General features: G+C 44.0%; 14 protein-coding genes, 1 rRNA gene and 1 riboswitch. Of the genes, 2 read left to right on the forward strand and 13 right to left on the reverse strand.

All coding sequences use genetic code 11. The annotated features are described in order from the left end of the window. Positions 1–81: 81 nt before the first annotated feature. The 12 genes from purF to J2Z69_RS09405 form a co-directional block, all read right to left on the reverse strand. Positions 82–1560, reverse strand: a complete 1479-nt coding sequence (gene purF / locus J2Z69_RS09355; RefSeq protein WP_209861393.1) for an amidophosphoribosyltransferase — start codon at positions 1558–1560, stop codon at positions 82–84. Then, positions 1545–3788, reverse strand: a complete 2244-nt coding sequence (purL, locus tag J2Z69_RS09360) for a phosphoribosylformylglycinamidine synthase subunit PurL (RefSeq protein WP_209861395.1) — start codon at positions 3786–3788, stop codon at positions 1545–1547. The genes purF and purL overlap by 16 nt, the downstream gene beginning before the upstream one ends. Further along, on the reverse strand, positions 3766–4452 hold the full coding sequence (gene purQ / locus J2Z69_RS09365) for a phosphoribosylformylglycinamidine synthase subunit PurQ (RefSeq protein WP_209861397.1): 687 nt from the start codon (positions 4450–4452) through the stop codon (positions 3766–3768). The genes purL and purQ overlap by 23 nt, the downstream gene beginning before the upstream one ends. A 5-nt stretch (positions 4453–4457) precedes the next feature. Then, positions 4458–4700: a phosphoribosylformylglycinamidine synthase subunit PurS gene (purS, locus tag J2Z69_RS09370; protein ID WP_127199388.1), complete on the reverse strand. Its 243-nt coding sequence runs from the start codon at positions 4698–4700 to the stop codon at positions 4458–4460. A gap of 178 nt (positions 4701–4878) precedes the next feature. Then, entirely contained in the window at positions 4879–5760 is an 882-nt protein-coding gene (locus J2Z69_RS09375) for a phosphoribosylaminoimidazolesuccinocarboxamide synthase (protein WP_209861398.1), read from the reverse strand. Between the two features lie 33 nt (positions 5761–5793). Continuing rightward, positions 5794–7095 (reverse strand): adenylosuccinate lyase, encoded by a 1302-nt coding sequence (gene purB, locus J2Z69_RS09380; RefSeq protein ID WP_209861399.1) that lies wholly within the window; start codon positions 7093–7095, stop codon positions 5794–5796. Next, the gene (gene purK / locus J2Z69_RS09385; RefSeq protein WP_245339111.1) at positions 7092–8288 is read right to left on the reverse strand and encodes a 5-(carboxyamino)imidazole ribonucleotide synthase; all 1197 of its coding nucleotides are present in this window, start codon (positions 8286–8288) and stop codon (positions 7092–7094) included. Before purK ends, purB begins: the two co-directional genes overlap by 4 nt. Further along, a complete protein-coding gene (gene purE / locus J2Z69_RS09390) occupies positions 8288–8785 on the reverse strand; it encodes a 5-(carboxyamino)imidazole ribonucleotide mutase (protein WP_209861401.1) in 498 nt (165 codons plus the stop codon). The genes purK and purE overlap by 1 nt, the downstream gene beginning before the upstream one ends. 203 nt (positions 8786–8988) lie before the next feature. Next, a riboswitch (purine riboswitch) is annotated at positions 8989–9090 on the reverse strand. Positions 9091–9280: 190 nt separating this feature from the next. After that, positions 9281–9715: a universal stress protein gene (locus J2Z69_RS09395; RefSeq protein WP_209861402.1), complete on the reverse strand. Its 435-nt coding sequence runs from the start codon at positions 9713–9715 to the stop codon at positions 9281–9283. A gap of 50 nt (positions 9716–9765) precedes the next feature. After that, positions 9766–10071, reverse strand: coding sequence for a DUF1294 domain-containing protein (locus tag J2Z69_RS09400; protein WP_425354992.1), 306 nt, complete (start codon positions 10069–10071; stop codon positions 9766–9768). Between the two features lie 81 nt (positions 10072–10152). After that, complete coding sequence (locus J2Z69_RS19285) at positions 10153–10284, reverse strand: hypothetical protein (RefSeq protein WP_281069391.1); 132 nt, start codon at positions 10282–10284, stop codon at positions 10153–10155. A gap of 562 nt (positions 10285–10846) precedes the next feature. Beyond that, positions 10847–12976: a DNA topoisomerase III gene (locus J2Z69_RS09405; protein WP_209861404.1), complete on the reverse strand. Its 2130-nt coding sequence runs from the start codon at positions 12974–12976 to the stop codon at positions 10847–10849. A 541-nt stretch (positions 12977–13517) separates the two neighbouring features. Here J2Z69_RS09405 and J2Z69_RS09410 point away from each other — a divergent pair. Then, positions 13518–14501, forward strand: a complete 984-nt coding sequence (locus J2Z69_RS09410; protein ID WP_425354996.1) for a ketoacyl-ACP synthase III — start codon at positions 13518–13520, stop codon at positions 14499–14501. Positions 14502–14782: 281 nt separating this feature from the next. After that, positions 14783–15040 (forward strand): GlsB/YeaQ/YmgE family stress response membrane protein, encoded by a 258-nt coding sequence (locus J2Z69_RS09415; protein ID WP_209861406.1) that lies wholly within the window; start codon positions 14783–14785, stop codon positions 15038–15040. Positions 15041–15890: 850 nt separating this feature from the next. Here the strand turns inward: J2Z69_RS09415 and rrf are convergent. After that, positions 15891–15993 (reverse strand): 5S ribosomal RNA (rrf, locus tag J2Z69_RS09420); the annotation flags it as partial.

The following is a 15993-nucleotide window of genomic DNA, read 5'->3' on the forward strand; positions in this document are numbered from 1 at the left end:
GCTCTCGCTAGAACGCTATATCATTCACCTGCGAAATCTATTCGGACCTGAACTATTCATTCCATGAATTCAGTCCCAAGACTAACAACTGCAACCAAACTTTTCTTCCCCATTGAAATCGGTTCGCGTCGGATAATCATTATCGAAGCAGGCCATGCAGAGGCCTCCTTTATAATCATCCACATTGTTGCCAGCTACCGCTTCAATCAGCCCTTCTGGACTGATAAATACGAGAGAATCCGCATGAATCTCACGCCGCATTTCTTCAATAGAACGTGATGAAGCAATCAGCTCGCGGCGGTCCGGCGTATCAATGCCATAAAAGCACGGGTTCTTGAACGGCGGCGAAGTAATTCGCACATGCACTTCGGTCGCTCCTGCTTCACGCAGCAAATTCACAATTCGGCGAGAGGTAGTTCCCCGAACGATGGAGTCGTCAATCATAACGACGCGCATTCCTTCCACGACTTTGCGTACAGCGCTTAGTTTCATTTTTACGCCTTGCTCCCGCAGTTCTTGGCTAGGTTGGATGAATGTACGGCCTGTATATTTGTTCTTGATCAGGCCAAGTTCATAAGGAATGCCCGTCTGCTCGGCATACCCTATCGCTGCCGAAATGCTAGAATCCGGTACCCCTGTCACGACATCTGCATCTACAAATGATTGCTGCGCCATTATTTTGCCCATTCGTTTGCGAGCAGAGTGCAAGTTCGAACCATTCAAATCACTATCCGGCCGAGCAAAATAAATGTATTCCATCGCACAAAGTGCCTTACGCTGCGGTTCGGCGAACCGATCTTCCCTAAGGCCATTTCGATCCACAATGAGCAGTTCACCGGGTTCGATATCCCGGATGATCTTGGCACCGATAGTCTCGAAGGCACATGTCTCCGAAGAGAACAGGTAAGCATCTCCCAGTCGAGCCATGGAAATCGGCCGCAGTCCATTGGGATCTGAAGCCACGAGCAACTTATCGTTCGTCATCAGCAGGAATGCATATCCACCGACCATTTGCTGAAGTGCATCTTTGGCCGCTTCCTCAAACTCTTTGGAGGAGCGAGCGATGAGGTGAGCTATCACTTCGGTGTCACTTGTTGTCTGAAAAATCGAACCGCTTTGTTCCAGATCTCGCCGAATCTTAGGCGCATTCACAATGTTTCCATTTGTGGCTACAGCCAAATCCCCATCACGGTATTTGAATACCAACGGTTGCGCATTCGTAAGACGACTATCTCCACTAGTAGAGTAACGCACATGTCCGATAGAGCAATCGCCGACTAAGGAAGCAAGACGATCTTTATCGAATACTTCCTTCACTAGGCCCATACCTCGGTGGTAATTGAACTCCCCGCCGTCCGTTACGCACAGTCCTGCACTCTCTTCTCCGCGGTGCTGAAGAGCATGCAATCCATAATAAGAAAGACTGGCTGCTTCGGGATGACCGTACACCCCGAAGACGCCACATTCCTCTTTTAACTTATTGAAGATTCCATCATGACCAGAACCTTCGTTAAAGTAGTCTCCTGTCCATAACCCTTGCGGTATCAGTTCATCAGACATGGAATAACTTCCTCCCAGACCTGCTTTAAGCCCTCCACAGATTGGTTCAAGGCCGGAGCATGGTTGATATCGATCACAAGATTCGTTCCTTCCACACGGCCAATCCTAACAACGGGAACATTGCGTTCCTTAATAAATCTCTCCAACTCTGACGCTTGATCAGCAGAAGTAGACAGGAGAATACGAGATTGTGACTCACTGAATAGTGCAATGTCTGCGCGAAGTTCAGTATCGATATTCACCTGAGCACCGAGGCCACCGCTGATACAAGATTCAGCCAAGGCTACAGCTAGGCCGCCTTCAGATAAGTCATGCGCAGATTGAACATACCCTTGCTGAATAGCAGCTAATACCGTATCTAAAAGTTCTTTTTCAACATTCAAATCTAGAACTGGAGGACGTCCTTCTACTACGCCATGCACCGCATACTGGAATTCACTGCCTCCAAGCTCTGCCTTTGTCACGCCTAATAGCAATATAGCGTCACCTTCTTGCTTGAAGCCTTGTGTCGTAATGTGGTCGATATCATGTACCAGACCCACCATGCCCACGACAGGTGTTGGGTAGATTGCACCCTTCGCATTTTCATTATATAAGCTCACATTGCCTCCGATGACTGGAGCGTTAAGCACTCGGCAGGCTTCCGCCATACCATCGACCGATTTTTCCATTTGCCAGAAAATCTCCGGTTTCTCTGGGCTTCCAAAGTTGAGGTTATCTGTAATGGCTAGTGGTTCTGCACCTGAACATACAATGTTACGCGCCGCTTCACTTACAGCGATCCGGCCGCCGACTTCAGGGTCGAGGTAGACATACCGTCCATTGCAATCTGTGGTCATCGCTAGACCCTTACGGGTACCCTGAACCTGGATAACAGCTGCATCCGAACCTGGACGCACTGCTGTACTCGTACGGACCATATGATCATACTGTTCATAAATCCAAGCCTTGCTTGCGACGGTTGGAGAAGATAATACAATGTCCAAGGCGCCTCCAAGGTCCGTTACTTCTGGATAGCGAAGCGTATCTACCTTTGCATTCTCAGCATAATAAGCCGGTTCCGTTGAAGGCTTGTCGTAGATCGGACACTCATCGACAAGCGCCGTAACCGGCATATCGCCAACGATATCTCCATGATGAATTAGCTTCAGGCGACCATCGTCCGTAACTTTACCGACCTTAGCACAGATTACGCCCCAACGATCGAAGATCTCTTGCGCTTGCGCTTCATCCTTCGGCTCGACCACGAATAACATCCGCTCTTGGGATTCAGATAACATCATTTCGTAAGGGGTCATGCCTTCTTCACGTTGCGGTACTTGATCCAGATATAACTCTAGCCCGTTGCCAGCCTTGCTCGCCATTTCTGCACTCGAACAAGTGAGACCTGCTGCGCCCATATCCTGAATACCTAACACAATGCCAGTATCAATAAGCTCTAAGCATGATTCCATAACCAGCTTCTCCATGAAAGGATCACCAACTTGAACAGCGGTACGTCTAGCTTCCGACTCTTCCGTCAGTTCCTCCGAAGCAAAGGTTGCACCGTGAATACCATCCCGGCCTGTAGGAGGTCCTACATAGAAGACGGGATTGCCTACTCCTTTGGCTACACCACGCTGAATTTTATCGTGATCGATGAGTCCCACACACATAGCGTTAACAAGTGGATTGCCATCATAGCTGTCATCGAACATCACTTCGCCGCCCACTGTTGGAATCCCAATGCAGTTACCATACCCGGCAATTCCGGATACAACATGCTCGAACAGATATTTGACTCGGTCACTCTCTAGCTTCCCGAATCGCAATGAATTCAGCAGGGCAATCGGCCTTGCTCCCATAGAAAAAATGTCACGAATAATTCCGCCCACGCCTGTGGCAGCACCTTGATAAGGCTCGACAGCTGAAGGGTGGTTATGACTCTCAATCTTGAACACTACCGCTTGGTTGTCACCAATATCGACAATACCCGCGCCTTCACCCGGCCCCATAAGTACCCGTGGACCTGTCACTGGAAAACGACGTAACAAAGGTTTGGAGTTCTTATAAGCGCAGTGCTCAGACCACATCACACTGAATACGCCGATTTCCGTATAGTTGGGTTTACGGCCGAGAAAACCGCAGATCAGCTCGAATTCGCTATCGGATACGCCCATTTGCTTGTATACTTGCTGTTCGGCGATTTGCTCTGCCGTAGGTTCTTTAGCGGATAACTGCTGCGTCATGTCGATCCCTCCAAGTGTTCAGTATGGATGTGAACATTTTCTTGCCATCGGTTGATCCCATTAAGCTGTTCACAGCACGTTCAGGGTGGGGCATCATCCCTACCACATTGCCTTGTTCATTCGAAATTCCCGCAATATCACTTAGCGATCCGTTCGGATTGCTTCCATAACTAAATACAATTTGGTTGTTTGCTTTTAAGCTAGCCAAAGTGGCTTCATCACAATAGTAATTGCCTTCGCCATGCGCAATCGGAATTACAATCTCTTCCCCAAGCGCATATTCCTTAGTAAAAGGATTTTCATTATTCTCCACACGCAGTACCGTATCGTGACACAAAAATTTGAGTGACACATTACGGAGGAGCGTACCTGGTAGCAAGCCAGCCTCTGTCAATATTTGAAACCCATTGCAGATTCCTAGAATATATTTGCCCTGCTCAGCGGCTTTGGCCACTTCTGCCATCACAGGAGCAAACCGAGAGATTGCACCACATCTTAAGTAATCTCCATAAGAGAATCCGCCTGGTACAAGGATACAGTCGTAGGCGGATAGATCCGTCGCCGTATGCCATACATAATCGACCTGCTCGCCCATTTCTTCTACTGCTTTATAACAATCAATATCACAATTGGAACCTGGGAATACCAAGACTGCAAATCTCATGAGTGTTAGCCCTCCAATTCAAAACGGTATTCTTCCACCACCGTGTTCGCCAGCAGTTTCTCGCACATGGCAGCCACACGTTTCTCGGCTTCTGCGCGATCATCTGTGTTCAGTTCAATCTCGATGTACTTACCGATACGCAAGCTCTCTACTTCTTGAAATCCTACAGAATGCAGAGCGCCTTGAACAGCAACTCCTTGTGGATCTAGTACGCTTTGTTTGATTGTGACGTAGACGATGGCTTTCAAATGGTTTCCCTCCGGAAGGTTACACCAAAGAGCATGGCTCCAGGCTAACCGTTATTTTATATGATTTGAGAAGATTGGTCTTACTAGAATTATATAATTTAGATGTATACCCTCTACGAACTAAACAGTATGAAAATGCGAATGAAATACGCTTGGAATTTATACTACTAGGTTCCATTCAATCCGTGAGACGGTGGTAGATGGTCTGATAGCGATGTGTAGTTTCTTCTACTACATGCTGAGCCAAAGGTTCCGGAGCGCTGTTCTTGTCCCAATCGGATCCGGCCAGATAGGCACGCACCGGTTCTTTGTCCATGCTATCAATTTCAATATCGAGCGCGTAGTTTTCTTCTGCCCAGAAGCGTGATGCATCCGGCGTAAAGATCTCATCAATCAAGATCATCTCTCCGTCTACCAAACCGAATTCTAACTTGCAATCGGCGAGAATAATTCCTCGTTTAGCGCAGTAATCTCTAGCAAACTCATACAGCTCAAGACTTTTAGCCTTCATCTGCTCTCCAAGCTCGTCACCGACAATTGTTTTCATTTGAGCAAAAGGAATATCTTCATCGTGACCGACGTCGTTTTTAGCTGCTGGGGTAAAGAGGGGCTCCGGCAATTTGTCATTTTTGCGTAAACCTAAGGGAAGCTTGATGCCATTAATCTCACCATTCTCTACATATTGACGCCAGCCGCCGCCTGTAATATAGCCTCGGACGACACACTCGATATCAATGCGCTCTGCTTTGCGGGTGACCATAATTCGATCTTGGAGTAGTTCTGGATCTCTAATAATTGAACCTAATCTTGAAGCATCGGTGTGGATCACATGATTCTGAATGAGATCTGTGGTCTGCTCGAACCAGTACGCGCTAAGCTTATTCAGCACATTCCCCTTCTCAGGAACTGGGGGTTCAAGTACATAGTCAAAAGCAGATATTCGGTCCGTCACTACAATCAGATAGTGTTCTCCTAGATCATACAGCTCGCGGACTTTTCCTTTATAGAGTAGTGGTGCATCTACGTAATCTACGGCAGTAGATATAGCTTTTGATGGCATCTTACCTTCCTCCTCTTCCCAAATCAGCTTGTCTTACGATGAAGTCAGTTTTAGCTTCTTGAAAATTGTATCCACATGCTTCAAATGCCATGACGGATTAAATGCATCTTCAATTTCTTCCTTACTTAACACGGAAGTAATCTCAGGCGTCTCTTCAATGATGTCGCGGAACTGACGCTGTGATTCCCAAGCTAGCATCGCGCGCGGTTGCACCGTATCATAAGCTTCTTCACGGCTAAATCCTTTGTCGATTAACTTCGTGAGTACACGGCCTGAGAAAGGAACGCCGAACGTACGACTCATATTGCGTTTCATGTTCTCTGGGAACACCGTTAAGTTCTTAATGATATTACCAAAACGGTTGAGCATATAATTCAAAAGCATCGTAGCATCGGGTAGAATCACTCGTTCAGCGGATGAATGCGAGATATCCCGTTCATGCCACAGTCCGACATTCTCATAGGCGGTAATCATATGCCCACGAATGACACGTGACAATCCTGAGATGTTCTCACTACCGATAGGATTACGTTTATGAGGCATCGCTGAGGAACCCTTTTGACCTTTTGCAAAAGCTTCTTCCACTTCACGGAACTCACTCTTTTGTAGGGCGCGAACTTCAGTTGCGAACTTATCGAGCGATGTAGCCACAAGCGCTAATGTAGCCATATAATCCGCATGACGATCACGTTGAAGCGTCTGCGTCGAGATCGGAGCAGCTGAAGTACCCAGCTTGTCACACACGAATTGTTCCACGAAGGGGTCAATATTGGCATACGTGCCTACAGCTCCGGAGATTTTACCGAACTGCACACCACTTGCTGAAGCGCGGAAACGCTCCAAGTTACGCTTCATTTCCTCGTACCACAAAGCCATTTTTAGTCCGAATGTTGTAGGTTCAGCATGCACACCATGTGTACGACCCATCATCGGCGTATCTTTGTAGGCAATAGCTTTTTCTTTGAGAATATCAATGAAACGAATAATATCTGCTTCCAGAATCTCGTTCGCTTGTTTGAGCAAATATCCGTTAGCCGTGTCTACAACATCTGTAGAAGTTAATCCATAATGCACCCACTTGCGCTCTGCACCAAGACTCTCAGATACCGCACGAGTAAAAGCGATTACATCATGACGTGTCTCTTGTTCAATCTCATAGATTCGGTCGATATCAAATGAGGCATTTTCCCGCAGCAAGACTACGTCTTCTTTAGGAATAACGCCAAGCTCTGCCCAAGCTTCTGCTGCACAAATCTCCACTTCCAGCCATGCTTTAAATTTATTTTCTTCCGTCCAAATTGCTCTCATCTCAGGTCTACTGTAACGCTCTATCATCCTTGTTGATGCCTCCAAATATTCGTTTTTTGTATAAATTCAAGTCCATCTTCTACTTGGTCGCATAGGAGATTAATATGCCCCATTTTCCGCTTTGCTGACGGCTCTTCTTTACCGTACAGATGAACTTTAGGAATTACGTTGATATCTTGCCCATCTTGCATCCAATTTCCTTCAACCAAATGCCCAACTACAGCATCCAAATGCTCTCCAAGCACATTCACCATGACAACAGGAGTGAGTAGTTTGACAGGACTCAAAGGTAAATTGCAAATCGCTCTAACATGTTGTTCGAACTGTGAGGTAGAGCAAGCTTCCATCGTATAATGACCAGAGTTATGTGGTCTTGGCGCTAATTCATTCACATACAGTTCTCCTTCAGCTGTCAGAAAAAGTTCTACTGCTAGAAGGCCAACTGCTCCCATAGAAACTGCAATACGTCCTGCTAGTTGTTGCGCTTCTTCAAGTACAGCATTCGAAATCCTTGCAGGAACGATAGAAGCATGTAAAATGTTATCGATATGCATGTTTTCGGCAGGCGGAAACGTAATCACTTCCCCCCGGGGGCTACGGGCAGCAATCACCGAGATTTCTTTTTCAAAAGAGATGAATTGCTCAAGCACAAGTTCTGTACCCGCTTGACTAAGCGTTGCGTATGCTTCAGGTATTTCCGAGGCCTGACGAATGACCCACTGCCCCTTGCCATCGTACCCTCCCATTACCGTCTTCAGTACGGATGGAATACCTAACTTATCCACCGCCTCTTGAAGTTCCTGTTCACTGCGGATCTCCGCATAAGGAGCCACCTTCACCCCTGCTGCCTCGATAGCACGTTTCTCCCGAAGGCGATGCTGAGTCGTATATAACAATTGACTGCCCTGAGGGACATAACTTAGTTCCTCAAGTAATGAAGCAACCTCGGCATTTACATTTTCGAACTCATAGGTAATGACATCCGCTCGTGCTGCCAATTCCCGCGCTGCCTGAACATCGCTGTAATCCGCCTGAATTTGCTCAGCCACTTGGCCACATGGAGAATCCAAGGTAGGTTCAAGAGTTACAAAACGATAGCCAAGATTCGTTCCTGCCAAAGCAATCATTCTACCCAGCTGACCTCCGCCAAGAAGGCCTATCGTTGCGCCCGGACGAATCGTCTGCTTCATCTGAGTAACCTCTTCATGATTCGTATTCATCATAATGATGTTCCAAGACTGTCCGACTGATCTATTACTTCTTGAGTAATTCGCGCTCGTCTCGAATCTACTCGTTGAGAGATATCTGGATCGAATGCACCCAAGATTTGCGCAGCCAATAGTCCTGCATTGATCGCCCCAGCTTTTCCGATAGCTACCGTAGCTACAGGAATGCCGCCAGGCATTTGTACAATAGATAATAAAGAATCCAAACCATTGAGAGCAGCAGATTTCACAGGCACTCCAATAACGGGAAGGACGGTTTTAGCGGCGACCATACCCGGTAGATGAGCTGCGCCTCCAGCTCCAGCAATAATGACCTTAATCCCCCGCACAGCCGCGTGCTCCGCAAAATCAAACATAAGATCTGGTGTACGATGAGCCGAGACTACCTTTTTCTCATATGCGATTTCAAGCTCTTCTAACACGCTACATGCATGGGACATGGTCTCCCAATCTGAAGTGCTGCCCATGATTACAGATACCTGAGCTGTCATGATTCAACCCGCTTTCCTTATTATAAAATGATAGACCTGCTTAACTACATCTATATTTCGTTTCAAGTTACAAAAAAATCCGGTGGTCTCGAAAATACAAGTATTTTCTGGACACCGGACCATAAGAGAATACGAAATAGGATCCATTAATGCAATAGACGACAAAAATCGCCAATCACAATAAAAGAAGGCCCTTCGACCTTTCCTTAAGCGTGTTCCCTCATAGTCCGGAAATTCATGGTTTCCAGGTAGAGACTTCCGGGCCATATCCCCGGCGATATATGAGAGTCGTTATGAAGCACTGTTACAGCGCCTTATTCTTACTTAGTGTATCAACCCTGACATAGCCCTGTCAACCTAAACACGAACAATACATTACATCAAAAACCGAACGTTCGTCTTTAGATTAAACATCCACTACTTATTTAACCTTCTTAATTATAACTCCATAAAAAAAGGAATGCTAGATTTAGCACCCCTTCAAGAATTTTGTATTTATTTGACGACAAGGACTGGAATTCGTGCATGTTGCACAATGTTATGACTGACACTACCCAGTACAAATTCCCGGATACCGCCGTGTCCACGAGTACCCACCACAATAACATCTGCACCTTGGGATTCGGCATTTTCTAGAATGACTTCAGCGGCTGCTCCTTGAGCTAGCTCAACCTTGCCACTTACCCCCATCTCATCTAGCCGTCTCTTCGCTTCATCTGTTGTACGATTAGCCAACTCAACAAATTCCATATTCACAGAGTCAGGTACGGGTGCAAATCCTTCAGCAATATAAAAACGCGGGAAATCATACACATGCAGAATAATCAATTCGCTTTCTGGTGACAACTTCACAAGTTCTGCCGCTTTAGCTAAAGCTTTATTCGATGAGTCAGATCCATCATACGCCAATAAAATTTTTTGAAATACCATTGCAAAGCACCTCTTTCGAATTAAGGTATGTATCTAAGTAATTACCCGTTTCATCTTAAAAAGTAACCATAAAGCACCGCATTTAAGAACAAAAGTGCAGGGATTCCGACACGAAAGCTAATATGCTGCGTTTTGTGACGTTTTTTATACATTGCAATCAGCACCCCTAAGGCCCCGCCAATAAAAGCGAGCAGAAACAGTGTCCGCTCAGGCGTGCGTTCTCGTCTTCGTTGCGCTTTCTTTTTATCCTCAGCCATTACTACGTAGCCTATCATGTTCATCACGACGAACCATAAGAGCAAAATCAACTTCAATCCGCAGATGCACCTCCAGTCGAATCTTTCATCTGTTCTCATTATAGAACTTATCGCTGAGGCTGTACAAACAACACGCGTTATAAAGAAAGACCCCTTCTTTAAGGGGTCAGATCGAATCGATTACTGCTTAGGTATACCATTTAGACTCGGAGGAAGTTCCGCCTGCTTTTTCGGTTTGGATATTAAAGGCTCTTCCAAAATGCTGGCATCGTTTTTCTGGTTGCTAATTTTTTTAGGCTTGTGTTCTGGCATGAGTAAGCACCTCCACAGTTAATGTTCCTGAGGTACCCTTCTTTTATTCGCGATTGCCTAGTCCTACTAACTTATTTCTCAGGCTTAGTTCCATTCATTTAGTAGTTATTTATGTCAGTAGTTTGCTTCAATTTTTCTTCTTTTACTTTACAATTTTCAGTCTGCCATTTATCATCCGTTTTGAATTTTCTTCATTCCCTCTTCTACTTCATCTTTTACTTTTCTTATGCTTTTCTTACACTTCATCGTTTGCTTTGTCTTCTAATCACTTTTTAGTCTTATCCTCTATTTTTGTATTTTATTTTACCTCTCACCTCTCTCCTTTTCACTCCCTCTTTCTTCGCATGTGGCTTTAATTTACATGTTGCTTTATCTTACTAAAATTTTCACGTCTTGCATTGATTCTAGCCTCTTCTTCCCTTAACTTACTTTCATCTTTCTTACTTTCTTACTTTCTTACTTTCTTACTTTCTTACTTTCTTACTTTCTTTCTTACTTTCTTTCTTACTTACTTACTTAACTTATTTTCTTACTTCCTTACTTCCTTACTTCCTTACTTCCTTTACTTTCCTTCCTTTTTCTCCATTGCCGCCTTCAACAAATCACCTAAGCTGGAACCCATAGGTTCAGGCTTGGCATATTTTTTGACGAGTTGCTGTGTCTCTCGCTTATTGATATGTTTGCTATCTTTATTCATCGTTTCGGTAATTCCACACGCGAGGCATTGTACATAAAGGCCGGCTTTGCCTTCCTTCATCTCCATTTTTTTGTGACACTGCGGACAACGTCTGTTAGACAATTGTTTCTCTCCAGACCTCTTATATCCACAATCATCGCTTGGACAAGTAAGCACGATTCCCTTTCTTGTCTTCTTCTCCAGAAGACGCGTACCACAATCAGGGCAGTGGCTAGTCGATACATTATGCGGTTTGTATGCTGCACTGCTCGCTTTTACTTCCTTTACCAGACGATCCGCCATTTCCCGAATGGATTTCAAGAAAGGTTCAGGTTGTCCCTGCCCTCTAGCGATCAGTTCCAGTTGCCCTTCCCATTTCGCTGTAAGTTCCGGCGTGCGCAGGTCCTTGGAGACCAATTCAATCAGTTGCTTACCTTTACCTGTAGGATGAAGAGCATTTCCTTGACGCTCTAAGGTATCAGCGTTCACTAACTTCTCAATAATGTCCGCTCGTGTTGCTGGCGTACCTAGGCCATGTTTCTCCATTTGCGTGAGGAGATACGACTCGGTATATCGTTTTGGAGGTGAGGTGCGTCCAGGCTTAATTCGACTACGTATTACATCAAGCTGATCTCCCTGCTGAAGTACGGGCAGTATTTTGGATTCATCATCTTCCTCAGCGCCCTCTTCTACAGATTCATCGAACCCTTTTCCATCATAGACTGCATGCCATCCAGCATCTTTCATCGTCGTACCTTTTGCGTACAAGGACTCCCCTTGAACATCCACCACTACAGCTACCTGATCATAACGTGCAGGAGAATAGAAAAGACTGATAAACCGCCGGACAATAAGATCATATATTTTTCGTTCATCGGTGCTGAGGGCATTCAAAATAACCGTTTGCTCCGTAGGAATAATAGCATGATGATCCGTAACCTTACTATCATCTATAATCCGTTTCCCTAAAGACAGAGGTTTACGAAGAAGTGCACGTGCAGTTGAGGCATAAGGACCGATGCCCACAGCTTCTAATCTTTCTTTTAGAGTATCTGCCATATCTGACGTAAGATATCGAGAATCCGTCCTAGGATAAGTGACTAACTTATGGTGCTCATACAGCTTTTGTAGAAGGTTTGACGTTTGCTTGGCAGAAAATCCATATCTTCGATTGGCATCACGCTGTAGTTCGGTCAGGTCGTAAGCTAGCGCAGGAGGAACTACCTTCTCACTCTTAGATATTTTCGTTATTACTCCTCGTTGACCATCTAACTTCTGCCTAAGTTGTTCGGCTTTAGTAAGATCAAAAATTCTAGATTCCCCTCCAGCAGTTCTCCATATCGCTTCAAAAGACCCCAAGTTACAACTGATTTGTGCATATTCTTCCGATTTAAAATTCATAATATCTTGCTCACGCTGCATAATCATTCCGAGGGACGGTGTCTGTACACGCCCAGCCGAAAGAGGTGCACCATATTTTACTGTGAGTGCCCGTGTTACATTCAGACCCACCATCCAGTCCGCCTCAGCTCGGCAGCGTGCGGATTGATACAAAGAATCGAACTGCTGTCCCGGTTTTAATGAAGCAAAACCATCCTTAATCGCTTTATCCGTCTGCGATGAAATCCATAACCTCTTGAAAGGCTTATTCCATTTCGCCATATCTAGAATCCAGCGGGCTAGCAGTTCACCCTCACGAGCTGCATCTGTCGCTACAATTAATTCTTTAACATCCGGACGGCGAAGAAGCTGTTGTACCGCTTTATATTGATGGTTAGTTTCTTTTAATACTTTAAGTTTCATATGACCCGGCAAAATCGGAAGATCCTCTAAGTTCCAAGTTTGGTATTTAGGATCATAATCCTCTGGCTCCGCAAGTCCTACCAAATGACCCAAAGCCCAAGTTACTATATATTCTGGTCCTTCAAAATAGCTTTTATGCTTCTCCCGGCTCCCCATCACTCTGGCAATTTCCCGGGCTACAGATGGCTTCTCAGCCAGCACGACCTTCTTCATAACAAGTAAACTCCCCTTTCCCTATTCCATGATTATAACATCGCCATGAACTTATTTAACTTAGTCAGACCTTACTACCAAACTTCCACCATTTCTTCATCTGCCAAAGAACTCTAAACGTCATTCACCAAAACATATTTGTTAAAAAAAATTAGTACCAGGTACTAATAAATGATATACTTTAGGTGATTATCCTCTAAACCTACTTCTGTATGAACGAATAATGGCTTTGTCCTATGCAAGTCTCATTTACAATAAATTTTAAAGTAGTATGTTTGTAATTATCCTCAAATCAACCAACCTCAGCTATGAATTATATTGGTTGATTAATCATCCATTTAGTAGGTGGCTATTCTGCTAATTAATTCGGACTACTCATCGTCTTACTCTTAATTTTTTGACCTTCCAGTTGATCAAATGAATCTTTATTTTTTCCAATGTCAAGTTTAATAAATCGGCTGTTGATCAATCCGTTTTTCCATGAGTCTAATGACTCTAACTATCCTATAAATATTCACGCTAAAGGAGTCCATAAGCCATGATAACATCTCTGGCACGTATAACCGCAATCGGTTCCTATGTACCCTCAACTATTTTGACGAATGCAGATTTAGAAAAGCTCGTTGATACTCATGATGACTGGATTGTTCAACGTACAGGAATTCGAGAACGCCGGATTGCAAGGAAAGAAGAATTCACTTCACACCTCTGCATTAATGCAGTAAATAATCTAGCCGCTACCTATGCAGGTTCACTTGCTGATGTAGATTTAGTCATTGTGGCAACTACAACACCCGATTATCCCTTCCCAAGCGTCGCTTGTCTTGTCCAAAATCATCTAAAGCTCCCTCACGCAGCAGCTTTCGATTTGAATGCTACATGTGCAGGTTTCACCTATGGACTTCATTTGGCTAATGGATTAATTACTGCGGGTCTCCATCGTAAGGTTCTAGTGATTGCAGGAGAGACAATGTCGAAAGTCACGGATTATACAGATCGAAATACATGTATTCTTTTTGGCGATGGAGCCGGAGCAGCACTAGTGGAACATGATACCTCTGAACCAGGCTTTATCGGCGCTGTACTGTGGAGTGATGGGTCTGGGGGCAAGCATGTCTACCGAATGGGTTTAGCCCAAGTTATGGACGGCATTCCCCTAGAGGGAAAAGGCATGATCTATCAGAACGGTCGTGAAGTGTACAAATGGGCGGTCCGAACTGTCCCTGATGGCGTAATGCGGCTTCTACAACAAGCAGATAGGTCGCTTGAACAAGTCAATTGGTTCGTCCCTCATAGCGCTAACCTAAAGATGATCGATTCCATCGGTGAGAAATTAGGCATTTCACCCGATAAGATTCTTACGAGCGCTGAATACTTTGGCAATACTTCATCCGCTTCTATACCCTTAGCTCTTCATCAAGCACATCAACAATCTCTTTTGAAAAAAGGTGACCTCATTCTTCTATTCGGCTTCGGTGCAGGGCTAACGTATGCTGGAGTACTATTCACGTGGAATATAGCCTAGTATTATTTTAATCTACTGGAGTAAGATTCTCATATTATCCATCTCATTAAAGGATTTATGTTATATCATTTCTATAGTAATTCTCTAACATTACCTTCTTTAGGAAAAAATAATCTTGGTTTCCTAACATTGTCAACAATTATTTTTTCCTTGGTATATCAACGTTTTTAAGCAATTTAGCAACAATATTTTATAATTAGATAGCTAGAAGTGTTTAAACCGCTCCACAGCGGTTAATAGTAATCAACAACAACAAAACATAAATTAAGGAGTTGACAAGCATGGGATTCTTATGGTCATTAATTATTGGTGGTATTATCGGTTGGCTAGCAGGTTTAGTAATGGGTAGAGATATTCCGGGTGGTGTCATCGGTAACATCATCGCAGGTTTTATCGGAGCATGGTTGGGTTCACTTATTCTTGGTAACTGGGGACCAGTTATCGGAGACTTCTACTTCATTCCAGCATTAATCGGTGCAGTCGTTCTTATCTTTATTGTAAGCCTTCTGCTTCGTTCATTCGGACGTAGTCGTTCATAATTTTCTACACTGAACTTTAACCATGAGCTCAAATAAAAAGACTCCAGCATATATAGATGCTAGGGTCTTTTTATTATTTACTTAACTACTTATTGCTAAATACCGTATTGATTAATTTGATGAAATGAATACTAACTGCTATAGAAGGATCAGTCATGACCGAGATGAATTAACTATAGATTATGATAGAGCTGGGCACTGAAAGAATTATTAATAGGTTTAACTGATACTGACGATAAGAGCTATTTATTTATTTTTGCAATAAGCAAAAAATAAAGTGATTGTTCCAGTTCGTGTCATTGAAAATTTATAACCAACAACTTAAAGATAAAGTATTCTATTTATCTCATTCCTGAATGAAGCCTTATGTGAACGAATGCATAACTCAACATTAAACCGGTGCATATTTGCTCCTTAGAAATGGCCAAAATAAGATTAAGAAGAATATTAGATATGTCTGCGCGTTTCCAGAAGAAATAACTAGGATGAATCTAGTCTAATGGGTTTATCATCCCTTTGTGGGTATGAACGCTACATACGGAGGCATTAGCACTGTTAATTAAATTAGGTTAAAGCTAAACTTACATTACATTCCTGCCGCTACTAAACCTACACTCCCGCTTCTTACAAAGTAACATAGTAAATTAGGATGAAATAATAGAGAATGTCTTAACGGCTCTAAAAAGCTCTTAGTTTACAATCCTAAATATGTATCATTCATTCCTTTTTATCAAATCAAATTCTTAAATACATCGAATTCTTAAATACAGAAAAAGAAATAATGTATTCATCATTACATAATATGTACATAACAAAGAAGCACTGCGATTAGGCAGTGCTTCTATTATTCGCTTGGCAGCGTCCTACTCTCCCAGGACCCTGCGGTCCAAGTACCATCGGCGCTGGAGGACTTAACGGTCGTGTTCGGGATGGGTACGTGTGGAACCCCTCCG

This window comes from Paenibacillus shirakamiensis, assembly GCF_017874255.1.
Classification (GTDB): Bacteria; Bacillota; Bacilli; order Paenibacillales; family Paenibacillaceae; genus Fontibacillus; species Fontibacillus shirakamiensis.

What these genes read in the sequence shown, in the direction of transcription:
- purF (WP_209861393.1), bottom strand. Translation starts at nt 1,560, where the DNA reads ATGTCTGATGAACTGATACCGCAAGGGTTATGGACAGGAGACTACTTT.
- purL (WP_209861395.1), bottom strand. Translation starts at nt 3,788, where the DNA reads ATGACGCAGCAGTTATCCGCTAAAGAACCTACGGCAGAGCAAATCGCC.
- purQ (WP_209861397.1), bottom strand. Translation starts at nt 4,452, where the DNA reads ATGAGATTTGCAGTCTTGGTATTCCCAGGTTCCAATTGTGATATTGAT.
- J2Z69_RS09375 (WP_209861398.1), bottom strand. Translation starts at nt 5,760, where the DNA reads ATGCCATCAAAAGCTATATCTACTGCCGTAGATTACGTAGATGCACCA.
- purB (WP_209861399.1), bottom strand. Translation starts at nt 7,095, where the DNA reads ATGATAGAGCGTTACAGTAGACCTGAGATGAGAGCAATTTGGACGGAA.
- purK (WP_245339111.1), bottom strand. Translation starts at nt 8,288, where the DNA reads ATGAATACGAATCATGAAGAGGTTACTCAGATGAAGCAGACGATTCGT.
- purE (WP_209861401.1), bottom strand. Translation starts at nt 8,785, where the DNA reads ATGACAGCTCAGGTATCTGTAATCATGGGCAGCACTTCAGATTGGGAG.
- J2Z69_RS09395 (WP_209861402.1), bottom strand. Translation starts at nt 9,715, where the DNA reads ATGGTATTTCAAAAAATTTTATTGGCGTATGATGGATCTGACTCATCG.
- J2Z69_RS09400 (WP_425354992.1), bottom strand. Translation starts at nt 10,071, where the DNA reads ATGAGAACAGATGAAAGATTCGACTGGAGGTGCATCTGCGGATTGAAG.
- J2Z69_RS19285 (WP_281069391.1), bottom strand. Translation starts at nt 10,284, where the DNA reads ATGCCAGAACACAAGCCTAAAAAAATTAGCAACCAGAAAAACGATGCC.
- J2Z69_RS09405 (WP_209861404.1), bottom strand. Translation starts at nt 12,976, where the DNA reads ATGAAGAAGGTCGTGCTGGCTGAGAAGCCATCTGTAGCCCGGGAAATT.
- J2Z69_RS09415 (WP_209861406.1), top strand. Translation starts at nt 14,783, where the DNA reads ATGGGATTCTTATGGTCATTAATTATTGGTGGTATTATCGGTTGGCTA.